This window comes from Citrobacter sp. C1, assembly GCF_014596895.2.
Lineage (GTDB): Bacteria > Pseudomonadota > Gammaproteobacteria > Enterobacterales > Enterobacteriaceae > Citrobacter > Citrobacter gillenii.
Window position 1 is genome coordinate 927,302 of the sequence record NZ_CP115035.1, and the last position, 24,497, is coordinate 951,798.

Here is a 24,497-nt window from a genome sequence, read left to right on the forward strand (position 1 = left end):
TGTTGCCGGATGGCGCTGCGCTTATCCGGCCTACAAATTTTACAGTTGTAGGCCCGGTAAGCTTGCGCCACCGGGCAGAGTCGCATTAACGTTTATACAGCGGGCCATAGTTCTGGCAGGCGCGATAATCCTGGCCTTCACTGTCCATACCGTGTGCAGCCCAGGCTGAAGGGCGATAGATTTTCTCTTCTTCCACGTTGTGCATACACACTGGAATACGCAGCATGGCGGCAAGGGTAATAAAGTCTGCACCAACGTGACCAATAGTCAGCACACCGTGGTTCGCACCCCAGTTCGCCATCACCGAGTAAACGTCGCTGAATGGACCTTTACCGGTTAAGCGCGGAGCAAACCAGGTCGTTGGCCAGGTGGAGTTGGTGCGGGCATCGAGCTGGTCATGCATGTCTTTCGGTAATTCCACGCTCCAGCCTTCGGCTATCTGCAGCACCGGTCCCAGACCTTTGATGATATTGATACGGGTCATGGTGAACGGCACACCGCCTTCAGTCAGGAAGCGAGAGGAGTAGCCGCCGCCGCGGAAGTACTCATGAATAGCCGGGCACCATTCGGTTGCCGCCAGGCAATCATCCACCTCTTGCTGGGAGATTTCCCAGTGCGGTTTCATGGTCGGTTTGCCATCGCTGTCACGCTGTTTGCAGGAGCCGTCCAACGCCGCAGACCCGGAGTTGATCAGGTGGATAATACCGTGCTCAGCAAGGCCAGTCAGCGGCTGGCCGGTGACGCGTTGCACGGCTTCCGGTGACCAGTAGGTGCGTACATCGGCAAAGACTTGCGCGGTACCGGTAAGCTGGCGGCCAAACAGCATTGCTACACCGTTCAGACTGTCGTTTTCGGTGGCAACCACATACGGTTCGCGTACGCCGTTCCAGTCAAATGAGCTGTTCAGCAGGGCTTCGGCGGTGTCGCCGTTCGGGTATTGATCGGTCCAGTGACGCTGACCCTGGAAGCCCGCGGCAATGGCGTTGAAGCCCAGCGACTCTTCGACCAGGCCTTTTTCAGCCAGTATCTTGTTACCTTGCATCATGTCACGGATGCACATTGCCATCAGCAGACTTTCTTTCAGGACCGCGCGGCTTTGCTCTTCGTTGCGTTTGTACTGTTGGGCATTCTGATCTTCGCCATAGCGGAAGTTTTTGTCCGCCCACGCCAGCGCAATCTCCAGCTCGGTTTCGTCATAGATTTTTTGGTCAATACGACGACGCAGCTCGGTCATATCAACCGGCTGAACCTTCATGCCCAGCCAGGATTCAAAGAAGTTATGATCGACAATGGATCCTGCGATCCCCATTGAAACGCCGCCCACGGACAGATAGCTTTTGCCTTTCATACTGGCAACGGCCAGGCCTGCACGGCTAAAGCGCAGCAGTTTTTCTTCAACATCGGCGGGGATGGTGGTGTCACCCGCATCCTGCACGTCATGACCGTAAATCGAGAAAGCAGGCAGACCTTTTTGGTTATGCGCTGCCAGCGCTGCAGCCAGATAAACAGCGCCAGGACGTTCCGTGCCGTTGAAGCCCCAGATGGCTTTTGGACGCATTGGGTCCATGTCGATGGTTTCGCTGCCGTAGCACCAGCATGGTGTCACGGTGATCGTCACGCCGACATTTTGGCTACTGAATTTTTCTTCGCAGGCGGCGGATTCAGCCATCCCGGCAATGCAGGTGTCTGCAATCACGCACTCAATCTGCGCGCCGCAGGCGTGACGAAGTTTCTCGGTGATAAGCGCGGCAGTGGCTTTCGCCATATTCATGGTCTGTTCTTCGAGCGACTCACGTACACCCATACGACGCCCATCAATTACCGGACGAATACCGATTTTCGGTAAACTCATTTTTTTCATTCGAGGTTCCTCATCTCACTTTATGCCGTGCTGCAAAAGCGGATGGAGGACACCACTGTCGCAGTTGGCTGAATTTTTCATTTTTGCTAACTCGAGTTAGCTTAGGTATCAGCGAGTTTTTTACACAACTTTTTTGTTGTGGAACTGTGAGAGGCCTCACGAGAAGTGGTTAAAATTCGATCTGCGTCAAATAAATTAATGTGCGGATTTTAGTTAATCTTGTTTTTAATTAATGATATACGAGAAAATTCCTGTCCAGTGTCACAGTTTTAAACCAAATGATTTGGTTATTTTTTGCAGCTAAAATAGCCTTTAAAAGGCAATCGCTAACTCGAGTTAGCAATAATCAAAAAACGTATCTACGCTTTCAAGAAGTATTCGCATTAACGGTGACGATGGCTCCATGGCAACGCTGTTTTCGCCTGATTTACCGACTGTAGTTTCTGTATATTGAGGAAAGCAGCAATGTCCGAAACATTTTTACAGATGAGTCATATTACGAAACGTTTTCCCGGCGTATTAGCGTTGAGTAATGTGGATTTTGCGTTACGCAAAGGGGAAGTTCATGCGCTGCTTGGCGAAAATGGCGCGGGGAAATCCACCTTGATGAAAATTTTATCCGGCGTTTATCAACCGGATGAAGGTAATATTATTTTTGAAGATCAAGCTGTTTCATTCGCGAATCCGTTAAGTGCACAAAAAGCCGGGATCACGATTATTCACCAGGAATTTAATTTATTCCCAGAGTTAACGGTTGAAGACAATATCTTTATTGGCAGGGAATTTTGCAAAAATAACCGCTGGCGTCTTGACGAGAAACAACAGCGCCAGGCAGCTATCGATATTTTGCAAAAATTGAACCTGAATATTGCGCCAGATACGCTGGTTGCCGATCTTACCGTCGCTCAACAACAAATGGTTGAGATTGCCAAAGCTATATCGGTGAATGCCAAAATTCTGATTATGGATGAACCGACGGCGGCGCTGACGGAAACGGAGATCGACAGTTTATTTCAGGTAACCCGTTTGCTGAAAGAGCAGGGTACCGGCATTGTCTATATCTCGCACCGTCTGGAAGAGCTGGCGTTAATTGCCGACCGCGCGACCGTGATGCGAGACGGTCAGTTTATTGCCACCGTCGATTATGATGCTGTAAAAATCAGCGACTTAATTGCCATGATGGTTGGGCGTGACCTCGGGAATATCTATCCGCGTCGTGAACCTTTGTCTCAGCACAAACCGGTGCTGGAAGTGAGCGGCCTGACGCGCAAAGGGGTACTGAACAACATCGATTTCACCCTGCATCAGGGGGAGATTTTAGGTTTTGCTGGTCTGATGGGCGCAGGGCGTACCGAACTGGCGCGTGCCATTTTCGGCGCGGATCCCATCGATAGCGGTACCATTACGCTAAACGGTAAGGTCACCGTGGTTAAAGATATCCCTGACGCAATCAAACAGGGGATCAGCTATTTAACAGAGGACAGAAAAAAAGAAGGACTGGCATTAGGGCTGTCGGTTGAGCGCAATATTATGCTGGGGAATTACCCGGAGTATTCCGATCGCTACGGCAATGTTGATAGCAAGCGCTGTCAGCAAACCAGCCAGGAGCAGGTGAAAGCCCTGCGAATTAAAACGCCACACCTTGAGCAGGCCGCATTAAATTTAAGTGGTGGTAATCAGCAGAAAATCATTATTGCCAGATGGGTGTGTAAAGACACCGATATTCTCATCTTTGATGAGCCTACGCGTGGCATTGACGTGGGGGCCAAACTTGAAATTTATGAATTGATGAATCGACTGGTGGCAAAAGGGAAATCAATCATCATGATTTCTTCTGAATTACCGGAAGTGCTGGGTATGTGCGATCGCATTTTAGTGATGCGTAGTGGTCGTATTACCGGTGAGTTAGCTTCTGATGACGCCACACAAGAAAAAATCATGCAATACGCGACGTTAGAGGATTAATTTATGACTATCTCTGTAACCTCTTCAGACAGCAATAATAAAAAAATTAAAATTAACAAAGAACTTTTAATGCGCCTCGCGCCGCTTTTCAGTTTGATTATTCTGGTGATATTTTTCAGTTTTGGATCGCCATTTTTCTTTAATACTGAAAATATTATGACCATTGCTCTGCAAACCTCGGTCATTGGCATCATGGCGATTGGCGTTACCTTCGTCATTATCACCTCCGGGATCGACCTTTCTCTCGGTTCCGTGGTGGCGTTTTCAGGCGTTGCGGTCGGTATCTGCGCCACGCTGGGTTTGCCTCTGCCGATTTGCATCCTGGCAGGCGTGTTAGCCGGTGGGCTGTGCGGTTATATCAACGGGCTGTTGGTCACCAAAATGACCATCCCGCCCTTTATTGCCACGCTGGGCCTGATGATGTCCGTCAGGGGCATCAACATGGTGATGACCGACGGCCGCGCGATTTACTTTGCTGATTACCCAGGCTTCAAAATGCTGGCACAGGGCCGCCTGTTCGACGTGCTGCCTTATCCGGTCTTTTACCTGGTGGTGGTGGCGCTAATCGCTGCGTACATCCTGAAGAAAACGGTGATTGGTCGCTATGTTTATGCTGTGGGCAGCAATGAAGTTGCAGCACACCTGTCCGGAATTAAAGTCCAGCGCGTCAAAATCTTCGTCTACGCCTTCTGCGGTCTGCTGACCGGGATTGCCGGGGTCATTCTTGCTTCGCGTCTGAACTCAGGTCAGCCAACGGTTGGTGTGGGTTATGAGCTGGAAGCGATTGCCGCAGTGGTGATTGGTGGTACGAGCCTGATGGGCGGGATTGGCACCATCGGCGGCACGATTATCGGCGCATTCATCATGAGCGTGTTGAAAAATGGCCTCAACCTGATGGGCGTCTCCCAGTTCTGGCAAATGGTGGCAATGGGTGTGGTGGTTATCGCGGCGGTTTATCTCGACACATTACGCAAAAAAATTCGTTGATTTACGCTCCCGGAAGTTGCGGGGCATCATAACCCTGACGTTTAGGGTGACTCACTCAGAACGGAGTACAACAATGAAAACCAGGCATTTTGTCTATGCGTTATCCCTGCTGGCCTGCATGACTTCCAGCGCGTTGGCTAAAGATATGAACCTCCCTGTGGTCAGTAAAGGTTTCCAGCATGAATTCTGGCAAACCGTAAAAATGGGGACCGAAGCGGCAGCGAAAGAGTTGGGTGATAAAACCAGCTATGTAGGGCCGGCGGATGAAACACAAATTGCTGAGCAGATTCAGTTGGTTGAAAACGCAATGGCGCAAAAGCCTAACGGACTGCTGCTGGCGGCGTTAGATGCCAATGCCCTCGCACCGCTGGTGGAAACGGCCAATTCACGGGGGATTAAGGTTGTGACCTTTGACTCTGGCGTGAATTCCGACATTCCGGTCAGCTTTGTGGCAACCAATAACCGTAAAGCCGGCGCAGAAGCCGCCGATGCGCTCGCCGCTGAAGTGGGCAGCAAAGGGAAGGTCGGTATTATTGCGCACGTGGCCGGTACCTCTTCTGCAATCGAGCGTTCGGAAGGGTTTATTGCCCGCATGAAGGAAAAATATCCGGATATCAAGGTGCTGCCAGTTCAGTACAGCGACGGGGATCCGCAAAAAGCGATGGATAAAACCATCGATATGATTCAGGCCAACCCGGATATTGCCGGGATCTATGGCACTAACGAAGGTTCAACGCTGGGTGTAGCGAACGCCATTGATAGTCAAAACCTGAAGGGCAAAGTGAAGGTGATTGGCTTTGACAGCACCGAAGCGATTATTGCCTTCCTGAAATCCGGCGTTATCCAGGGCTTTGTGGTGCAGGATGCTTACCAGATTGGCTATCAGGGGATCAAAACGCTGAATGCCGCCGTGTCGGGTCAGGCTGTTCCAAAAGAGATTGATATCCCGGTTAAATTCGTGAATGCGAAGAACATTGATACACCGGAAATCGACAAATTATTACATCCATTCGGTAAAAAATAAGACCGTTGGGGCGACACGTTCGCCCCATTTTTAGCCAGTGTCAGGGAGTTACTATGAGCAGTGGATATTTCCTCGGGGTGGATGTCGGTTCCGCCAGCGTCAGGGCCGGTGTCTTTGATGCCAATGGTACGCGACTGGCCTTTGCGACATTACCTATCTCGCAGTTTCGACCCGGTCCGCAGCGGGTAGAACAATCATCCGCTGAAATCTGGCAGCAGGTGTGTCATGCGGTGAAAGATGCGGTGTCGTCAGCGGGGGTTCCCGTCGAGGAAATTCGTTCACTGGGATTCGATGCCACCTGCTCTCTGGTTGCTCTCGATGAACAAGGACAAGGGTTGGCGGTTTCACCCGGTGAATCGCCAGACCATAACATCATCATGTGGATGGATCATCGCGCGGCAGACGAGACCAAACGCATTAACGCCACGCAGGATCCCGCCCTGCGCTATGTTGGCGGCGAAGTCAGCGTCGAAATGGAATTGCCTAAAGTGCTGTGGCTGAAGAATCATTTTCCTGCGACGTGGGAGCGCGCGCATCGATTCTACGATCTGGCGGACTTCCTGGTCTGGAAAGCGACCGACAGCGATGTAGCGGGTCTGTGCACCCTGACCTGTAAATGGAACTATCTGGCGCACGAACAACGTTTTAGTCATTCGTTGCTCGATGCCGTTGAATTAACAGATTTACTCAGCAAAATCCCGTCGCGTATTTTACCGCCGGGGGCCGCCGTTGGTACGCTCAGCCCTGAAGCGGCGCAGGCGTTGGGACTGACCACACATGTTGTGGTTGCCAGCGGGATGATTGATGCGCATGCAGGCGGTGTGGCGCTGGCCGGTGCTCAGCCTGTGGGAACGCTGGCGTTGATCAGCGGCACGTCAAACTGCCATATGCTGTGCAGCGAAGAGGAAATTCATACACCGGGCGTATGGGGACCGTACTGGTCCGCGATGCTACCCGGCTACTGGCTGACCGAAGGCGGGCAAAGTGCCGCCGGGGCGTTAGTCGACTGGACGCTTCAGGAGTCAGGAGCCAGTGCGGACCTGTATCGTAAGGCCGAAGCGCGGGGTTGCCATCCGATAGTATTGGTCAATGAATGGGTGGCTGCACTGGAGGAAAATGAAGCGGAACCAGGGCGCAACTTACATGTGTTGGCCGATCATCATGGCAACCGCTCACCGCGTGCGCGACCGGATGCTCGCGGCAGCGTATGTGGCTTGACCCTTGAACGTGGCGAGCGGCAGGTTGCCCGCTTGTATCTGGCAACATTACAGGCGATTGCCTGCGGTACGCGGCATATTATGGAAGTGATGCGCGAAAATGGGCACACCATTACACGACTGACGCTGTGCGGAGGAGCAACGCACAATCCGCTGTGGCTACGTGAGTATGCGGATGCGACCGGATGCGATATCCATTTAATGCAGGAAGAAGATGCGGTGACGCTGGGTGCGGCGATTACCGGTGCGGTTGCCTGCGGGGCGTGGGCAAATTTCCCGGCGGCTTGTCAGGCGATGGTGACGCCCGGTGAGGTTATCAAGACAAACCCTAAGCGTCAGGACTTTTATGCCCGCAAATATCAGGTGCATCTGACTATGTGGGGGCAGCAGCAGGTGCTTAACCAACTGATGCTGTAAGACAAATGTTTAAAATACTTTTATGATTGTGAATTGACGTTTTGGATGTGAACTGGGGCATATAATGGCTAAAACAGTAGAACAGATAGCCAGCGATCTGAATTTATCGGTAACAACCGTGCGACTGGTGTTGAATGGGAAAGCTGAGCAATATCGTATCAGCGTTAAAACTCAAACGCGCATTAATGAATATGTTGAGCGTTATGGTTATGTCATCAACCATTCAGCGCGCAGCCTTAAACTGAATAAAACGGATACGCTGGGGCTGATTGTGCCCAATATTTCCAACGTCTTTTTTGCTACGCTCGCTGAAAAGCTTGAGCAACGCTGTCGTCGTTCTGGATATCAGTTAACGATTAGCTGTACTTATGATGATGTTGATTACGAGAATAAATTAACCAAAGCGTTAATTGCACGTAATGTTGACGGACTTTTTATTGTCCCGTCAACGCTCGAAAACCAGCAGCATCATTTACGCCAGGTTAGAAAACCGATGGTGTTACTTGACCGTGATTTTAAGTACACCGATAACGCGCTGGTAGAAAGTCATAATAGTTTAGGTGGCGAAAAGCTGACGCAAAGTTTGTTCGATGCGGGAAAATCGCCAATCTGGTTTTTGGTGGGCGATACCGGGCTGCCCAGTATTGGCGATCGTTTGCAGGGGTATCTTAACGCATTGAGTAACAATGGTATTTCCCATCATGATTGGGTGCGTGAAGGTCCGGATAACACGCCAGATGGTGGCTACCGGTTAATGGAAAAACTGATCGCTGAGCAGGGATGTCCTCAGGCATTTATCGCCTCGTCATTACCTGTGCTGGAAGGCGCCATCGTCGCTATTCGCAATCGTTTTGGCGTTATTCCACCTGATATTAATATCGGCACATTCGATGAACATCCGATGCTGGGATTCCTCGCCAATAATGTCTGGTCGATGCAGCAGGATGAAAACGTCTGGGCGGAAAAAGCCTTCGACATGATGATGAGTGCGATTGAAGACCAGCCGATTAAAGAAACGGTAAAAGTACCGATGAAACTCATTAAGCGTGTAAGACAAAAATAATACTTTTTTAATAATAAATCAGCTAACTGAATCTGAATAAAAATTCAGTGGCTGCTCATATCTGAAACCTGACCCGTCTTACTCTGCGGCTGTATTTTTCGCAATCAAGACGAGGGGAAACTGTACCCGGAGAATTATGATGGAAAGAATGCGTTTGTCGCGAGAAATCATCGAAACCTGCCTTGAAATGACCAGCCTAGGGCTGAATCAGGGAACGGCGGGAAATGTGAGTGCACGTTATGAAAATGGAATGCTGATCACGCCCAGCGGAATTCCTTACGAAAGACTCACGGAAAATATGATCGTGTATGTAGACAACGACGGTAATTATGATAAAGGACAATTACCGTCCAGCGAATGGCGTTTTCACCTTGCAGCCTATCAGACGCGGCCAGAGGCTAATGCGGTTGTCCATAATCATGCGATCCATTGCACCGCGGTATCGATTCTCAACCGTCCTATCCCGGCTATCCATTACATGATTGCTGCTGCCGGTGGAAATTCCATTCCATGCGCTCCGTATGCGACGTTTGGTACACGTGAACTGTCAGAGCACGTGATCGTGGCGCTGAAAGACCGCAAAGCAACGCTGTTGCAGCATCATGGGCTGATTGCCTGCGAGGCGAACCTGGAAAAAGCACTGTGGCTGGCGCATGAAGTGGAAGTTCTGGCCCGCCTTTATCTGAGCACATTAGCGATCGTCGATCCTGTTCCGGTGCTGGATGATGAAGAGATTGCCATCGTGCTGGAGAAATTCAAATCCTACGGATTACGAATTGAAGAGTAATTTCGCAAAGCGAAAAGGAGAAATACGATGGCGAACAGAATGATTCTGAATGAAACGGCATGGTTTGGCCGGGGAGCTGTTGGGGCGTTAACCGATGAAGTTATTCGTCGGGGTTATCGTAAGGCGCTGATTGTGACCGATGCCAACCTGGTACAGTGCGGTGTGGTCGAGAAGGTGACATCGCGGATGGATGCGGCGGGGCTGGCGTGGGAGATTTACTCCGGCGTTATCCCCAATCCCACCATTGCAGTGGTACAGGAAGGGCTGGGTGTCTTTGAGCAAAGTGGCGCAGACTATCTGATTGCCATTGGCGGTGGCTCCCCGCAGGATACCTGTAAAGCGATTGGTATTATCTACAATAACCCTGAGTTTGCCGATGTGCGCAGCCTTGAAGGCTTATCGCCCACGCGTAAGCCAAGCGTACCGGTGATGGCTATCCCGACGACGGCAGGGACGGCGGCAGAAGTGACCATTAACTACGTGATCACCGATGAGGAAAACCGGCGCAAGTTTGTCTGCGTCGATCCGCATGATATTCCGCAGGTGGCATTTATCGATGCCGATATGATGGACGGTATGCCCGCGGCGTTAAAGGCGGCTACCGGCGTTGATGCGCTGACCCATGCCATTGAAGGTTACATCACCCGTGCGGCCTGGGCGTTGACGGATGCGCTGCACATCAAAGCCATTGAGATCATTGCCGGGGCGCTGCGTGGATCCGTTGCCGGTGACAGCAAGGCCGGTGAAGCCATGGCGCTGGGCCAGTATGTTGCTGGAATGGGCTTTTCCAACGTTGGCCTGGGGCTGGTTCATGGTATGGCACACCCGCTGGGGGCGTTTTATAACACGCCGCACGGCGTCGCCAACGCCATTCTGCTCCCGCATGTGATGCAGTACAACGCCGACTATAGCGGGGACAAATTCCGCGATATCGCCCGGGCAATGGGCGTGAAGGTGGAAGCATTGACGTTGGACGAGGCGCGTAAAGCCGCCGTGGATGCGGTGTTTGCGCTTAACTGTGATGTGGGCATTCCGCTGCACTTACGTGATGTTGGCGTGCGTAAAGAGGATATCCCGGCGCTGGCGCAGGCAGCATTCGATGACGTATGCACCGGTGGTAATCCGCGTGAAGCGAGCCTCGGCGATATCGTTGAGCTGTACCACACCGCCTGGTAATTGTGCTGGATGACGGTGTGAACGCCTTATCTGGCCTACAGGATTGCACGAAATGTAGGCCGGATAAGCGCAGCGCCATCCGGCAACAAAACTACCGCGCCAGACGTAACTGCTGTAGGTTCCCGTCGATATGTAAGTCCGTTTGCAACCGGGCAATATCGCGGCATAGAAATGCCATTTCTTTGTGCGCCTCGAGCTTCTTGCGCCACTTTTCCGGCACGTCATCAAGCCGGGCGTAAATCCCTTCCAGATGCTGAAACTGCACGAGCAGTTGGGTCGCACTTTTTGGGCCAATACCGGCGACACCAGGTACTTTTGAACTGCTTATTCCTGCTAGCCCCCAGTAATCCGGCAGTTGCTGAGGCTGTACGCCAAACTCTTTTTCGATGAACGGCGCATCCAGCCAGCGCTTCTGGAAATAGTCGCGAATACGCAGGGCAGGAGAGAGCAACTGGCAGTAACCTTTATCGGTTGAGACGATGGTGGCCTGATGCCCGGCCTGGGTGACTTTCACCGCCAGCGTTGCGGCTAGATCGTCGGCCTCATTACCGCTGGAAACCCAGCAGCAGACGTCGCGCTGTTCAAAGGCCGCGCGTAAGGCGGGCATTTCTTGATGGAGTTCGTCGGGCATCGGTGGGCGACCAGCTTTATAGTCGGGCAGCCGTTGGTGACGCCAGCCGCTGTTACGCGCTTCGTCATCAAACACCGCCACGGCGTGCGTAGGCTGGCTGTGCACGAGCAATAAATCGAGCGCGTGCTGGCAGGTCTCCACGCAGGGCGATCCCTGAACAGCGTGAATACGGCGGATGAGGTTCAGTGCATCGACAATGAGCAGATGGACGGCCACGGTGTTCTCCCTTACGAATCAGCCTGTAGGGTAACATTCACGGCGAGTGGAGGCGAAGATCTGAAACAACATTTTGCCGGATGGCGGCTGACGCCTTATCCGGCCTACAAATGACTACGGCACTGTAGGCCGGATAAGCTTGCGCCATCCGGCAATGGGTTGGGACTTAATCGCAGGTGACAACTTTCATCGCCAGGCCACCACGAGAGGTTTCGCGGTACTTGGCATTCATGTCTTTACCGGTCTCGTACATGGTCTCGATCACTTTATCGAGGCACACGCGCGGCTCGCTGGTACGGCGCAGCGCCATACGTGCGGCGTTAACCGCTTTGACTGAGGCAATAGCGTTACGCTCGATACATGGGACCTGAACCTGGCCCGCAACCGGATCGCATGTCAGCCCCAGGTTGTGTTCCATACCGATTTCTGCCGCGATGCACACCTGCGTAGGGCTACCGCCCAGCAGTTCCGCCAGACCCGCTGCCGCCATTGAGCAGGCCACACCAACTTCACCCTGGCAACCCACTTCGGCACCCGAGATAGAGGCGTTCATCTTGTACAGGGAACCAATCGCACTCGCGACCAGCATGTAGCGTGCCAGCGAGTTAGCGTTCACTTCGCGGATAAACTTGTCGTAGTAAGCCAGTACCGCAGGAACGATCCCACACGCACCGTTGGTCGGGGCGGTAACCACACGCCCACCGGCCGCATTCTCTTCGTTCACCGCCAGCGCGAACATGTTGATCCAGTCCACGACCGCCATTGGGTCGGTGGTGGTTTTGTCACTGCTGACCAGCATGCGACGCAGCGCTGCGGCACGACGTGGCACGCGCAGTTTACCCGGCAAGACGCCTTCGGTGGTGATACCGCGTTCAATCCCGCTACGCATCACTTCCCAGACGTTAGCAAAGTGCTGTTCCAGCTCTTCTTTGCTGTGCAGGGCCAGTTCGTTTTGCATCATCAGACCAGAAAGCGACAGGCCGGTTTCCTGGCAATGTCGTTGCAGATCGGCGGCGGATTTGTACGGATAGGGCACGTTTACCGGCGAGCTGTTCGGCAGGCCGAAATGTTCTTCATCAACGATGAAACCACCGCCAATGGAAAAGTAAGTCTGGCTGTAGAGGACTTTTTCGCCGGCCAGGGCGGTAATGCGCATGCCGTTTTCGTGCAGGGACAGATTGTCCGCATGGAAATTCATGCACTTATCGACCGGGAACTCCACTTCATGCTGACCGTCTGCCAGCAGCAAACGTCCGTGAGTATTCACATCCTGGATAAAGGACGGGATGGCATCGATGTCTACGGTGTCAGGCAGATTACCCGCCAGGCCCATAATAATCGCGATGTCAGTGTGATGGCCTTTCCCCGTCAGAGACAGAGAGCCGTAAACATCAACCACGACGCGGGTTACGTCAGTGAGTATTCCGCGAGCAATCAGGTCATCCGTGAATTGTTTGCCTGCTTTCATTGGACCCACAGTGTGGGAGCTGGAAGGACCAATGCCGATTTTGAAGATATCGAATACGCTAATCATGAGGCGTCCATTGTATAACGAGATGCGCCGCCCGTAGGCGGCGCAGGGGATTAACTAAACAGCGAGTAGAAAATAGCGGAGATGGCAATCAGACCCATAATCACAACGAAGACGTTGCTGATATGGCCGCTGTACTTACGCATGGCCGGGACTTTCTGAATCGCATACATCGGCATCAGGAACAGAATCATCGCGATGATTGGGCCACCCAGGGTTTCAATCATACCGAGGATGCTCGGGTTCAGCGTTGCCACGATCCAGGTGGTAACCAGCATGAACAGTGCAGTGAGTTTGTTCAGCTTGTTGACTTCGATGGATTTGCCTTTACCACGCAGGTGCTTAATCACCATACCGTTGAAGCCTTCACGTGCGCCCAGGTAGTGGCCGAGGAAGGATTTGGTGATAGCGATCATCGCGATAATCGGTGCCATCCAGGCAATGATCGGTGCGTTAAAGTGGTTCGCCAGGTAAGACAGGATGGAGATGTTCTGCTCTTTTGCCGCAGCCAGATCCGCCGGGGTCAGGCTAAACACGCAGCTGAAGACGAAGAACATAACGGTCAGCACCATCATGATGTGAGCGAATGCCAGAATCTTGGAGCATTTCTTCTCTGCTTCATCACCGTACTCTTCACGCTTCGCAACGGCGAAGGAGGAGATGATCGGTGAGTGGTTGAAGGAGAATACCATTACCGGAATTGCCAGCCACAGGGTCAACAACAGGCCATTGCCAGTGGTTGCTGCAGAGTCAAAGGACAGGGTTTCCAGAACCGCACCGCTCCACTGAGGGATCAGGTACAGCGCCAGCAGCATCAGCGCTGCAACGAACGGGAATACCAGGATGCTCATCGCCTTCACGATCATCTGCTCACCGAAGCGCACGATGGTCATCATACCGATAATCAGGATCAGCGACAGGATGGCACGCGGCGGAGGCGTAATTGCCAGCTGGTGGGTCAGGAAGCTCTCGACGGTATTGGTAATCGCTACGCTGTAAACCAACAGAATTGGGTAGATAGCGAAGAAATAGAGCAGCGTAATCAGTTTACCTGCGCCAACACCAAAGTGTTCTTCTACCACTTCGGTGATGTCTTCACCCGGATTTTTACCGGATAACACGAAACGGGTCAGACCACGGTGTGCAAAGTAGGTCATTGGGAAGGCAAGAATAGCCATGATGATCAGCGGGATCAGACCGCCAACACCGGCGTTAATTGGCAGGAACAAGACACCCGCGCCAATTGCCGTACCGTAAAGGCCCAGCATCCACATGGTGTCAGTCTTGCGCCATGCGCTGCGGGTCTGGCCCGTAACGATAGTGCTGGTTTGCGTGTTTTCCATCTATTTCTCCTGGAGGAAGCTTAAAAAGTCAGGTTTGGGTTCAATCCACTGAAAAAAGACCCGACTGTAAAACGAATTCCGATTAGCGATTTTTTATATAATTTTTCGCCGTAATAATTTTCGGGCGGAAAGATACATTTAAGTTATGAATGTATCAGTGATCGGGATCCCAAATGCAATAATCCACTTTTTATGTGGATAAATTTGGACCATTAATCTATTAAAAAATAACCAAAGCGGATTTACGGGCGCGAAGGCTAGCATTAACGACATATGACGTGAAAGAGAACGCGAGAAGATACGAGTGTTGCGCTGTAAAAACTGTCATTTTCAGTGGATTCTTGCAACTAATGATAATTTATGACGATAAGTCACGGTCGAATTTGAAAGGTAAACGTTTGCGTATTGAGGGTTTTCTGACGAAACATTATTGATGTTTATGTTAGGAGTTGAGCTATGTGACTGGTATCACTAAAAAAGCCGGCTGGCTGCGAGGCCAAAACCGGCTTGGATATGGACAAATCTGTCATCGTGGTAGCCGCAGCTACCGGGCGTTAAACATCAGGCGCAGATTTCGTAGCAAGGAATGTAGGCCGAACCCGGCAACTTCATGCGGTGCTGTGCGACAAAGCCCTGCAGCAGGTCATCCATACGGCGCATCATCTCTCGGTCACCGTGGATCTTGTACGGTCCAAACTCTTCAATAGCGTGAATACCGACTTCCTTGACGTTACCTGCGACGATGCCGGAGAACGCGCGACGCAGGTCTGCAGCCAGTACTTCAACCGGTTGATCGGGGTACAGCTTCAGGTTCGCCATGTTTTCATGAGACGGTTCAAACGGCATCTGCAAATCAGGTGAAATGCGAATCGACCAGTTAAAGCTGTAGGCATCACCGGTGTCGCGGCGATTCTCTTTCACCAGCGGCATCGCTTTTTTCATCAGGCGAGCGACTTCTGAAGCATCGTCAATGATAATGCGGTAGTGGCGACGTGCGTCTTCACCCAGCGTGTGTACGATAAATTCATCCAGCACGCGGAAGTAGTCCGCACTCTCTTTTGGCCCCGTCAAGATCAGTGGCAGAACCTGATCTTTGTTCGCCGGGTTCATCAATATACCTAACAGGTACAGCAGCTCTTCCGCCGTGCCTACGCCGCCAGGGAAAATGATAATGCCGTGGGCAATACGGACAAATGCTTCCAGACGTTTTTCAATGTCCGGCATGATGATCAGTTCGTTGACCAGCGGGTTAGGCGGTTCGGCGGCAATGATTGACGGTTCAGTCATGCCGATAAAACGGCTGTCTTTGTAACGCTGCTGGGCGTGGCCCACCGCCGCGCCTTTCATGGGGGCTTCCATCGCACCAGGACCGCAGCCGGTACAGATGTTCAGCTCACGCAGGCCCAACTGGGTACCGACGCGACGAGCATACAGGTACTCATTTTCGTTGATGGAGTGACCGCCCCAGCAGACAACCATGTTCGGTGCTTCATCGACGTGCAGTGCCCGGGCGTTACGCAAGATGGAGAAGACGAGGTTGGTAATGTGAACCGAGCTTTCGAGATCCAGACGTTGAAAACGACCAGCGTTATGGATCTGGCCGTTAACGAAAAGAATGTCGCGCAGGACGGCAAACAGGTTGGCCTGCAGCGCACGAATAATGCGTCCATCAACAAACGCGTCTTCAGGCGGGTTAATCAGTTCCAGCTTAACGCCACGTTCACGGCGCAGCACGTTAATGTCGAAACTTTCAAAACGAGACAGCAGCTCTTTGCTGTTGTCGGTCAAACTGCCGGAGTTCAGGACGGCAAGCGAACAGTTACGAAACAGTTGATACAGGTCGCTGCTGGCCGTGCGTTTAAGCATATCGACTTCCAGCTGCGACAACATGTCCATTGAGCCAAGCGGGCTAATATGTGTAATCAAGTAAACTCCTTATGGGACGCAACACGTCATTCCCTGTTGATTACAATAGCTCTGGCTTATGACCTTTCACAACCTTGCGCGCGGAATCCGGCACGCAAAATTGAGAAATAAAGTTACTGACGCACCAGTCTGCCGATGGCAGGGACAAAATCGGTGTTGGTTCGCCATGGATTAATGTCCAGACCGCCGCGTCGCGTGTAGCGGGCGTAGACGCTCAGCTTTTCCGGCTGGCAGAAGCGCAGAATGTCATTGAAAATGCGCTCCACGCACTGTTCATGGAATTCATTATGATGGCGGAAGGACACCAGATAACGCAGCAGCTGCTCCCTGTCGATTTTTCGTCCACGATACTGAATTTGTATTGAACCCCAGTCGGGCTGGTGGGTGATCAAACAGTTAGATTTCAGCAGATGGCTGACTAGCGTTTCTTCCACTGCTTTCTCGCCGCTTGTGGCGTTCTCCAGATAATCAGTGGTGAACTGGTAGTTATCGATGACAATATCCTGGTCATCGATGCAGGTACCATTGAAATGAGCAATCGGCTGCCCTTCCAGCTCGTCGATACGGTACAGCGCCACGTGAACATCGCCTTCGGCGCAGGCGCGCAAATCGTGTTCCAGCGTTTGGCGAACGGCATCCCATGAATCAAAGCGGGTCTGGTTAAAACTGTTCAGATACAGCTTAAAGCTTTTTGATTCAATCAGATTCACGCTGGTGTAGTCTAATTCGACATGTCCGACGGCAACCTGCGGTAAGCCATTAGCATTTAGCCATGACAGTTCATACAGCGTCCAGATATCGGCGCCATGAAAAGGAAGATTATCAGCCTTTAAATCCAGCGGGTCGCGGTTCAGGCTACGCGGAACGCCCTGCAACAAACTGGCATCGTAATTGTCCCGGTAATCTGTTGATTTACCGAGGGTCAGGCCGTCAAGCGCCTGATGGTTTTCATAAGAAGACATGTTTCACCGTCATAAACCAGATACACTATGCGTCAAGTGTATCCTGGCTTTTGTGAAGAGAGAAATCAGTGGACGAATTGACTGCGCAGGCGTTAACGGCCTTTACGACACGCTATTGCGATGCATGGCATGAGAAAAATAACAGCTGGCCTCTCAGCGAAGAATTATATGGCGTACCTTCCCCATGCATTATTTCCACGACCAGCGATGCCGTGTACTGGCAGCCTCAGCCGTTTGTGGGCGAAACGAACGTAAACGCGGTTGAACGCGCCTTTGATATTGTGGTACAACCCGCCGTTCACGCTTTTTATACCACCCAATTTGCCGGGGACATGCACGCGCAGTTTGCCGATGAAAAGCTCACGCTGCTGCAAACCTGGAGCGAAGATGACTTCAGGCGCGTTCAGGAAAACCTGATTGGCCATTTGGTCACGCAAAAGCGGCTCAAGCTCTCGCCGACGCTGTTTATTGCGACACAGGAAAATGAACTGGATGTCATTTCGGTGTGTAACCTGTCCGGGGAAGTGTGCAAAGAAACGCTGGGGACTCGTAAACGAACGGTGCTGGCGCCCTCTCTTGCGGATTTCCTGACTCAACTTAAGCCAGTTCTGTAATCCATTTTGCCCGCATGCGTGTGAGAGATCTCTTACAAACCCTGTAGGAGATCGCCAGGTAATAAGTGAAAGCTTAATGCAGGGCCTTCATAGTAAATGTATGTAATTCAGTTAGTTGATGTTTTATTCTCTGCTTTCATATGAAAAAAACCTTAAAGGAATGTCTGTAAGTATCTTGTAAGACAAAGCGAAACAGGCGATTCTATCTCCGTCGACAAGGAGTCGCACAAAGAAGTGAACATCAGGATGATGACACTTCTGCAGGACACACCAGGATGGTGTTACAAGGATAGGCTTCAGGACGAAGCAAAGAGGAAAACGCCGGATGCGTTAAGGGACACCTCCAGGAAGGAGAATGAGAGCCGGGCAGGATGGTCGGCGGGTCAGGATGGCCATGGACACTTCAGGATGAAGTTTTCACATCGGGGTGATGTGAGCAGGATGCAAACGTTCAGGATGAACAGGTCGCAAGACCACAGGAAAAGTTGTCATGGATGAGCAGGGAGCACTAAAAGTAGCTGGAATGCTGCGAAACGAACCGGGAGCACTGTTTTTACAGTGCTCCCTTTTTTTATTTCCTGCCCACAAATGCTATTCTTCGCGCCAGATTTTTCATCAATGAGGTTAATTTCATGACGACTCATGACCGTGTGCGCCAGCAACTCCACGCGCTTGAAGCGCTGTTGCGTAAGCATAATCACTGGCGAATGGATGAGCCTGAGGCGCATTTATTTACCAGCACGCAGCCTTTTTGTATGGATACCATGGAGCCGGTTGAATGGCTGCAATGGGTATTGATTCCCCGCATGCATGCTCTGCTTGATAACGCGCAGCCGCTTCCAGAGGCGTTTGCCATCGCTCCGTATTACGAAATGGCGCTGACCGCCGACCATCCACAGCGTGAAGTGCTTCTCGTTGCATTACAGGAGCTGGATGCACTGTTTACCAGCGATAAATCCTGATGCTTGAGATCCTCTATCAGGACGAATGGCTGGTTGCTGTAAACAAACCTTCTGGCTGGCTGGTTCACCGCAGCTGGCTCGACCGCGATGAGAAAGTGGTCGTGATGCAAACGGTGCGTGACCAGATTGGTCAGCATGTTTTTACCGTGCATCGCCTCGACCGACCGACATCCGGCGTGCTGCTGATGGGATTGTCCAGCGAAGCCGGGCGTTTGCTGTCGCAGCAGTTTGAACAGCATCAAATTCAAAAGCGTTATCATGCGATTGTGCGTGGCTGGTTAATGGATGACGCGGTGCTGGATTACCCGCTGGTGGAAGAGTTGGATAAAATTGCCGACAAATTTTCCCGTGAAGATAAAGATCCGCAACCGGCGGTCACCCACTATCGCGGACTGGCAACGGTAGAAATGCCGGTGGCCACCGGGCGTTATCCAACGACTCGCTACGGACTGGTAGAGCTTGAGCCTAAAACCGGTCGTAAACACCAGCTCCGGCGGCATCTGTCCCATTTACGCCATCCTATTATTGGCGACAGTAAGCACGGTGATTTGCGGCAAAACCGCAGTGCGGCGGAGCATTTCGGTTGCCAGCGCTTAATGTTGCATGCCAGCCAGCTTACGCTTACCCATCCGTTCACTGGCGAGCCATTGGGGATTCGCGCGGGTCTGGATGACGTCTGGATGCAGGCGCTATCGCAGTTTGGCTGGCGTGGACTTCTCCCTGAGAATGAAAGGGTTGAGTTCAGCGAGCGGTCAGGTCAGGATGAGCAAATAGATTCTTAAGTCCCTGGAGAAAAAGGTTATGGCGGAAATTGGTATTTTTGTCGGCACGATGTACGGAAACTCGCTGTTGGTAGCCGAAGAGGCTGAAGCTATCCTTACCGGACAGGGCCATAAGGCTACGGTGTTTGAAGATCCAGAGCTGGCTGACTGGCAGGCGTATCAAGACAAATACGTCCTGGTGGTGACCTCAACGACCGGGCAGGGCGATCTTCCGGACAGCATTGTGCCACTGTTTCAGGGGATCAAAGATAATCTTGGTTTTCAGCCAAATCTGCATTATGGCGTGATCGCACTCGGCGACAGCAGCTACGTTAACTTCTGCAACGGCGGAAAACAGTTCGACGCGTTGTTGCAGGAACAAAGCGCGCAGCGCGTGGGTGAGATGTTGTTGATTGATGCCAGCGAGCACCCTGAGCCGGAAAGTGAATCCAATCCCTGGGTAGAACATTGGGGAACTCTCCTGTCTTGAGGCTTCCCCTCCCCCCTACCGGGAGGGTGTCCTGCTTGTGCCAGCAAGCAAAAAGAACGACCTGGCCATATCCTAATAAAACTGAATCGTGTTAGCTTCGGGCAAATGCCTGTAAAAACCTTCATTTGAAAGTGGTTTTACAGGCGTTTTCATAGGAGCAAGCGACCCGTTTCACACTCCTTTCTTTTCCGTCCTGATATTTCCTTATTCAACCCTCTGGTTTTCATTTCCGTGAAGTCGCTTCCAGTCACCAGGGCTTTTGCCACAAACAGGCTTGGTGTGTGGACGAAATACTGTGTTGTTGCACGGTGAGTGTTTCCTGCCTGCTTTTTATACTCCTCATGCCAGTTATAAGAAAATGCAGCATGCAAGGCGAACAACCTCCAAAAAAGCTGCCTATACACCAAACGTTACCTCTGACCCCTACCGGTTTTGCAATTCAGAGTGAGCGAATAAAAACGCGAAAATTCAGGAGTGCAACAATGAGTTCATTAAGTCAGGCGGCGAGCGGCGCGGAAAAGCGCACTAATGCTCGCTACTGGATAGTGGTGATGCTGTTTATCGTCACATCCTTCAACTATGGCGACCGCGCCACCTTATCCATTGCCGGTTCGGAGATGGCCAAAGATATTGGCCTCGATGCTGTCGGTATGGGTTACGTTTTCTCTGCATTCTCATGGGCCTATGTTATCGGCCAGATCCCCGGCGGCTGGTTGCTCGACCGCTTTGGTTCTAAACGTGTCTACTTCTGGTCCATCTTTATTTGGTCCCTGTTTACCCTGCTGCAAGGCTTCGTCGATATCTTCAGCGGCTTTGGCATTATCATCGCGCTGTTTACGTTGCGATTCCTTGTCGGTTTAGCCGAAGCGCCTTCCTTCCCCGGCAATAGTCGCATTGTGGCGGCGTGGTTCCCGGCGCAGGAGAGGGGCACGGCGGTGTCGATTTTTAACTCCGCACAGTACTTTGCCACCGTTATCTTCGCGCCGATCATGGGTTGGCTGACTCACGAAGTGGGCTGGTCGCACGTGTTCTTCTTTATGGGCGGCCTCGGGATCGTTATCAGCTTCGTCTGGCTGAAAGTAATTCACGAACCTAACCAGCACCCGGGAGTGAACCAAAAAGAGCTGGATTACATCGCCGCTGGTGGCGCGCTGATCAACATGGATCAGGCGGCAGCGAAAACGAAAGTCCCGTTCAGTGTGAAGTGGGGACAAATTAAGCAGTTGATTGGTTCTCGCATGATGGTGGGGATCTACATCGGCCAGTATTGCATTAACGCGCTGACCTACTTCTTTATCACCTGGTTTCCAGTTTACCTGGTGCAGGCGCGCGGCATGTCGATTCTGAAGGCCGGTTTTGTGGCGTCGGTTCCGGCTATCTGCGGCTTTGTGGGCGGCGTGCTCGGCGGGATTATTTCCGACTGGCTGATGCGTCGTACCGGATCTCTGAATATTGCGCGTAAAACGCCGATCGTGATGGGTATGCTGTTGTCGATGGTGATGGTGTTCTGTAACTACGTCGACGTTGAATGGATGATTATTGGCTTTATGGCGCTGGCCTTCTTCGGGAAAGGCATTGGTGCGCTCGGCTGGGCAGTGATGGCAGATACTGCGCCGAAAGAGATCAGCGGCCTGAGCGGCGGTCTGTTCAACATGTTCGGCAATATTTCCGGTATCGTGACGCCGATTGCGATTGGCTACATCGTGGGCACCACCGGTTCGTTCAACGGTGCGTTGATTTACGTTGGGGTGCATGCGCTGATTGCGGTGCTGAGCTATCTGGTGCTGGTGGGCGATATTAAGCGTATCGAACTGAAACCTGTGGCAGGGCAATGACGATGACAACACAATCGAGTCCCGTTATCACCGACATGAAGGTTATTCCGGTAGCCGGTCATGACAGCATGCTGCTCAACATCGGCGGTGCGCATAACGCGTATTTTACCCGCAATATCGTGGTACTGACCGACAACGCCGGGAATACCGGCGTCGGTGAAGCGCCGGGCGGTGAAGTGATTTATCAGACGCTCCTTGATGCCATCCCGATGGTATTAGGCCAGGAAGTCGCCCGTCTGAACAAAGTGGTGCAGCAGGTGCATAAAGGCAACCAGGCCGCTGACTTTGACACCTTCGGTAAAGGCGCCTGGACCTTTGAGCTGCGGGTTAATGCGGTAGCTGCGCTGGAAGCAGCGCTGCTCGACCTGCTGGGCAAAGCGCTCAACGTGCCGGTCTGTGAACTGTTAGGGCCGGGCAAGCAGCGCGATGCGGTAACTGTGCTGGGCTATCTGTTCTACGTAGGCGATCGCACTAAGACCGATTTGCCGTATCTGGAGACGACGCCGGGCAACCATGACTGGTATCACCTGCGTCATCAGCAAGCGATGAACAGCGAGGCGGTCGTGCGCCTGGCGGAGGCCTCGCAGGACCTATACGGTTTTAAAGATTTCAAACTCAAGGGCGGCGTGCTACCCGGTGAGCAGGAAATTGAGACCGCCCGTGCGCTGAAAAAACGTTTCCCGGATGCACGTATTACGGTCGACCCTAACGGCGCCTGGCTGCTGGATGAAGCTATCTCATTGTGCAAAGGGCTGAACGATGTGCTGACCTACGCTGAAGATCCGTGCGGTGCCGAACAAGGGTTCTCGGGTCGCGAAGTGATGGCAGAATTCCGCCGCGCGACTGGTCTACCTGTGGCGACCAACATGATCGCCACTAACTGGCGCGAAATGGGCCACGCGGTGATGCTGAACTCCGTCGATATTCCGTTGGCCGATCCGCACTTCTGGACGCTTTCTGGTGCGGTGCGCGTGGCACAGTTGTGCGACGACTGGGGGCTGACCTGGGGCTGTCACTCGAACAACCACTTCGATATTTCGCTGGCGATGTTTACCCATGTGGGCGCTGCTGCGCCCGGCAAGCCGACGGCGATTGATACCCACTGGATCTGGCAGGAGGGCGATTGCCGCCTGACCAAAAATCCGCTGGAGATTAAGCACGGAAAAATTGCGGTTCCGGACGCCCCAGGGCTGGGCGTGGAGCTGGACTGGGAACAGGTTAACAAGGCCCATGAAGCCTACAAGAGACTGCCCGGCGGCGCGCGTAATGATGCGGGTCCGATGCAGTACCTGATCCCTGGATGGACCTTCGACCGTAAACGCCCCGTTTTCGGCCGCCACTAGATTTTGAATAAGGACTTTATTATGAGCACACAATTTACGACCCCCGTTGTTACCGCCATGCAGGTGGTCCCGGTTGCGGGCCACGACAGTATGCTGATGAACCTGAGCGGCGCACATGCCCCGTTCTTCACACGTAATATTGTGATTATCAAGGATAACTCTGGTCATACTGGTGTCGGCGAAATCCCTGGTGGCGAGAAAATCCGCCAGACCCTGGAAGATGCGATTCCGCTGGTAGTGGGTAAAACGCTCGGCGAATATAAAAACGTGCTGAACGCGGTACGTAACCAGTTTGCCGATCGCGATGCCGGCGGGCGCGGTTTGCAGACCTTCGATCTGCGTACCACTATTCATGTGGTTACCGGTATTGAAGCGGCAATGCTTGATTTGCTGGGCCAGCATCTGGGCGTCAACGTCGCGTCTCTGCTGGGTGATGGACAGCAACGTAGCGAAGTCGAAATGCTCGGCTATTTGTTCTTCGTCGGCAACCGTAAAGCGACGCCGCTGCCGTATCAGAGCCAGCCAGATGAAAAATGTGACTGGTATCGCCTGCGTCATGAAGAAGCAATGACCCCGGATGCGGTGGTGCGTCTTGCGGAGGCAGCGTATGAGAAATATGGTTTCAACGACTTTAAACTGAAAGGCGGTGTGCTGGCAGGGGAAGAAGAGGCGGAGTCGATTGTGGCGCTGGCGAAACGCTTCCCACAGGCACGAGTGACGCTGGATCCTAACGGTGCGTGGTCGCTCAATGAAGCCATTAGCATCGGTAAATATCTGAAAGGCTCTCTGGCCTATGCAGAAGATCCGTGCGGTGCCGAACAGGGCTTCTCCGGGCGTGAAGTGATGGCGGAATTCCGTCGCGCGACCGGGCTGCCGACGGCCACCAACATGATTGCTACTGACTGGCGTCAGATGGGACATACGCTGTCGCTGCAATCCGTTGATATCCCGCTGGCGGACCCGCATTTCTGGACCATGCAGGGTTCGGTGCGTGTGGCGCAGATGTGCCATGAGTTCGGTCTGACCTGGGGCTCACACTCCAACAACCACTTTGATATCTCGCTGGCGATGTTCACTCATGTGGCGGCAGCGGCACCGGGCAAGGTCACCGCCATCGATACCCACTGGATCTGGCAGGAAGGCAATCAGCGCCTGACCAAGGAGCCGTTTGAAATCAAAGGCGGCATGGTACAGGTTCCGGCAAAACCGGGTCTGGGTGTAGAGATCGATATGGATCAGGTAATGAAAGCCCACGAACTGTATCAGCAACACGGCTTGGGTGCGCGTGATGATGCCATGGGAATGCAATACCTGATCCCGAACTGGACGTTTGATAACAAGCGCCCGTGCATGGTTCGCTAAGCGTTATGCCGGTTCTGACAGGAA

General features: G+C 52.5%; 20 protein-coding genes. 14 read left to right on the forward strand and 6 right to left on the reverse strand.

Features of this window, described 5'->3' with window-relative positions:
* Positions 1–85: 85 nt before the first annotated feature.
* Positions 86–1,861 carry an L-fucose isomerase gene (fucI, locus tag IB214_RS04425; RefSeq protein WP_117343128.1) on the reverse strand — a complete coding sequence of 592 codons (1,776 nt, stop codon included), beginning with the start codon at positions 1,859–1,861 and terminating at the stop codon, positions 86–88.
* 465 nt (positions 1,862–2,326) lie between these two features.
* Between fucI and IB214_RS04430 the strand changes: the two genes are divergently transcribed.
* The 7 genes from IB214_RS04430 (at position 2,327) to fucO (ending at position 10,497) form a co-directional block, all read left to right on the forward strand.
* Positions 2,327–3,826, forward strand: coding sequence for a sugar ABC transporter ATP-binding protein (locus tag IB214_RS04430; RefSeq protein WP_115257586.1), 1,500 nt, complete (start codon positions 2,327–2,329; stop codon positions 3,824–3,826).
* A 3-nt stretch (positions 3,827–3,829) separates the two neighbouring features.
* Entirely contained in the window at positions 3,830–4,813 is a 984-nt protein-coding gene (locus IB214_RS04435; RefSeq protein ID WP_096755882.1) for an ABC transporter permease, read from the forward strand.
* Positions 4,814–4,886: 73 nt separating this feature from the next.
* The gene (locus IB214_RS04440) at positions 4,887–5,837 is read left to right on the forward strand and encodes an ABC transporter substrate-binding protein (protein ID WP_115257587.1); all 951 of its coding nucleotides are present in this window, start codon (positions 4,887–4,889) and stop codon (positions 5,835–5,837) included.
* A gap of 53 nt (positions 5,838–5,890) precedes the next feature.
* Positions 5,891–7,471, forward strand: a complete 1,581-nt coding sequence (locus IB214_RS04445) for an FGGY-family carbohydrate kinase (RefSeq protein WP_117343129.1) — start codon at positions 5,891–5,893, stop codon at positions 7,469–7,471.
* 64 nt (positions 7,472–7,535) lie between these two features.
* Positions 7,536–8,534 (forward strand): LacI family DNA-binding transcriptional regulator, encoded by a 999-nt coding sequence (locus tag IB214_RS04450; protein WP_096755885.1) that lies wholly within the window; start codon positions 7,536–7,538, stop codon positions 8,532–8,534.
* Between the two features lie 139 nt (positions 8,535–8,673).
* The gene (fucA, locus tag IB214_RS04455) at positions 8,674–9,321 is read left to right on the forward strand and encodes an L-fuculose-phosphate aldolase (RefSeq protein WP_096755886.1); all 648 of its coding nucleotides are present in this window, start codon (positions 8,674–8,676) and stop codon (positions 9,319–9,321) included.
* A gap of 27 nt (positions 9,322–9,348) precedes the next feature.
* Complete coding sequence (fucO, locus tag IB214_RS04460) at positions 9,349–10,497, forward strand: lactaldehyde reductase (protein WP_117343130.1); 1,149 nt, start codon at positions 9,349–9,351, stop codon at positions 10,495–10,497.
* A gap of 91 nt (positions 10,498–10,588) precedes the next feature.
* Here the strand turns inward: fucO and xni are convergent, their stop codons facing one another.
* The 5 genes from xni to queF all read right to left on the reverse strand — a co-directional run bounded on the left by xni (position 10,589) and on the right by queF (position 17,106).
* Positions 10,589–11,344 (reverse strand): flap endonuclease Xni, encoded by a 756-nt coding sequence (gene xni / locus IB214_RS04465; RefSeq protein WP_188249400.1) that lies wholly within the window; start codon positions 11,342–11,344, stop codon positions 10,589–10,591.
* Between the two features lie 166 nt (positions 11,345–11,510).
* Positions 11,511–12,878, reverse strand: a complete 1,368-nt coding sequence (locus IB214_RS04470; protein WP_117343132.1) for an L-serine ammonia-lyase — start codon at positions 12,876–12,878, stop codon at positions 11,511–11,513.
* 50 nt (positions 12,879–12,928) lie between these two features.
* Positions 12,929–14,218 (reverse strand): HAAAP family serine/threonine permease, encoded by a 1,290-nt coding sequence (locus IB214_RS04475; protein WP_096755890.1) that lies wholly within the window; start codon positions 14,216–14,218, stop codon positions 12,929–12,931.
* Positions 14,219–14,779: 561 nt separating this feature from the next.
* Complete coding sequence (gene ppnN, locus IB214_RS04480) at positions 14,780–16,144, reverse strand: nucleotide 5'-monophosphate nucleosidase PpnN (RefSeq protein ID WP_096755891.1); 1,365 nt, start codon at positions 16,142–16,144, stop codon at positions 14,780–14,782.
* Positions 16,145–16,257: 113 nt separating this feature from the next.
* Complete coding sequence (gene queF / locus IB214_RS04485; RefSeq protein WP_117343133.1) at positions 16,258–17,106, reverse strand: NADPH-dependent 7-cyano-7-deazaguanine reductase QueF; 849 nt, start codon at positions 17,104–17,106, stop codon at positions 16,258–16,260.
* A 68-nt stretch (positions 17,107–17,174) separates the two neighbouring features.
* On the opposite strand from queF, the gene syd reads away from it, so the two are divergent.
* The 7 genes from syd to gudD all read left to right on the forward strand — a co-directional run bounded on the left by syd (position 17,175) and on the right by gudD (position 24,473).
* Entirely contained in the window at positions 17,175–17,720 is a 546-nt protein-coding gene (gene syd, locus IB214_RS04490) for a SecY-interacting protein (protein ID WP_117343134.1), read from the forward strand.
* 632 nt (positions 17,721–18,352) lie between these two features.
* Entirely contained in the window at positions 18,353–18,682 is a 330-nt protein-coding gene (locus tag IB214_RS04495; RefSeq protein WP_117343135.1) for a YqcC family protein, read from the forward strand.
* Positions 18,682–19,464, forward strand: coding sequence for a tRNA pseudouridine(65) synthase TruC (gene truC, locus IB214_RS04500; RefSeq protein WP_117343136.1), 783 nt, complete (start codon positions 18,682–18,684; stop codon positions 19,462–19,464). Before IB214_RS04495 ends, truC begins: the two co-directional genes overlap by 1 nt.
* 19 nt (positions 19,465–19,483) lie before the next feature.
* Positions 19,484–19,933, forward strand: coding sequence for a flavodoxin (locus IB214_RS04505; protein ID WP_096755895.1), 450 nt, complete (start codon positions 19,484–19,486; stop codon positions 19,931–19,933).
* Positions 19,934–20,415: 482 nt separating this feature from the next.
* Entirely contained in the window at positions 20,416–21,768 is a 1,353-nt protein-coding gene (gene gudP / locus IB214_RS04510; RefSeq protein ID WP_096755896.1) for a galactarate/glucarate/glycerate transporter GudP, read from the forward strand.
* Positions 21,769–21,770: 2 nt separating this feature from the next.
* Positions 21,771–23,111, forward strand: coding sequence for an enolase C-terminal domain-like protein (locus tag IB214_RS04515; protein ID WP_117343137.1), 1,341 nt, complete (start codon positions 21,771–21,773; stop codon positions 23,109–23,111).
* A 21-nt stretch (positions 23,112–23,132) separates the two neighbouring features.
* The gene (gudD, locus tag IB214_RS04520) at positions 23,133–24,473 is read left to right on the forward strand and encodes a glucarate dehydratase (RefSeq protein ID WP_115257594.1); all 1,341 of its coding nucleotides are present in this window, start codon (positions 23,133–23,135) and stop codon (positions 24,471–24,473) included.
* Positions 24,474–24,497: the final 24 nt, after the last annotated feature.

What these genes read in the sequence shown, in the direction of transcription:
- IB214_RS04445 (WP_117343129.1), top strand. Translation starts at nt 5,891, where the DNA reads ATGAGCAGTGGATATTTCCTCGGGGTGGATGTCGGTTCCGCCAGCGTC.
- IB214_RS04440 (WP_115257587.1), top strand. Translation starts at nt 4,887, where the DNA reads ATGAAAACCAGGCATTTTGTCTATGCGTTATCCCTGCTGGCCTGCATG.
- IB214_RS04435 (WP_096755882.1), top strand. Translation starts at nt 3,830, where the DNA reads ATGACTATCTCTGTAACCTCTTCAGACAGCAATAATAAAAAAATTAAA.
- IB214_RS04450 (WP_096755885.1), top strand. Translation starts at nt 7,536, where the DNA reads ATGGCTAAAACAGTAGAACAGATAGCCAGCGATCTGAATTTATCGGTA.
- IB214_RS04470 (WP_117343132.1), bottom strand. Translation starts at nt 12,878, where the DNA reads ATGATTAGCGTATTCGATATCTTCAAAATCGGCATTGGTCCTTCCAGC.
- IB214_RS04515 (WP_117343137.1), top strand. Translation starts at nt 21,771, where the DNA reads ATGACAACACAATCGAGTCCCGTTATCACCGACATGAAGGTTATTCCG.
- IB214_RS04505 (WP_096755895.1), top strand. Translation starts at nt 19,484, where the DNA reads ATGGCGGAAATTGGTATTTTTGTCGGCACGATGTACGGAAACTCGCTG.
- IB214_RS04430 (WP_115257586.1), top strand. Translation starts at nt 2,327, where the DNA reads ATGTCCGAAACATTTTTACAGATGAGTCATATTACGAAACGTTTTCCC.
- gudP (WP_096755896.1), top strand. Translation starts at nt 20,416, where the DNA reads ATGAGTTCATTAAGTCAGGCGGCGAGCGGCGCGGAAAAGCGCACTAAT.
- fucA (WP_096755886.1), top strand. Translation starts at nt 8,674, where the DNA reads ATGGAAAGAATGCGTTTGTCGCGAGAAATCATCGAAACCTGCCTTGAA.
- queF (WP_117343133.1), bottom strand. Translation starts at nt 17,106, where the DNA reads ATGTCTTCTTATGAAAACCATCAGGCGCTTGACGGCCTGACCCTCGGT.
- fucI (WP_117343128.1), bottom strand. Translation starts at nt 1,861, where the DNA reads ATGAAAAAAATGAGTTTACCGAAAATCGGTATTCGTCCGGTAATTGAT.
- gudD (WP_115257594.1), top strand. Translation starts at nt 23,133, where the DNA reads ATGAGCACACAATTTACGACCCCCGTTGTTACCGCCATGCAGGTGGTC.
- IB214_RS04495 (WP_117343135.1), top strand. Translation starts at nt 18,353, where the DNA reads ATGACGACTCATGACCGTGTGCGCCAGCAACTCCACGCGCTTGAAGCG.
- truC (WP_117343136.1), top strand. Translation starts at nt 18,682, where the DNA reads ATGCTTGAGATCCTCTATCAGGACGAATGGCTGGTTGCTGTAAACAAA.
- IB214_RS04475 (WP_096755890.1), bottom strand. Translation starts at nt 14,218, where the DNA reads ATGGAAAACACGCAAACCAGCACTATCGTTACGGGCCAGACCCGCAGC.
- fucO (WP_117343130.1), top strand. Translation starts at nt 9,349, where the DNA reads ATGGCGAACAGAATGATTCTGAATGAAACGGCATGGTTTGGCCGGGGA.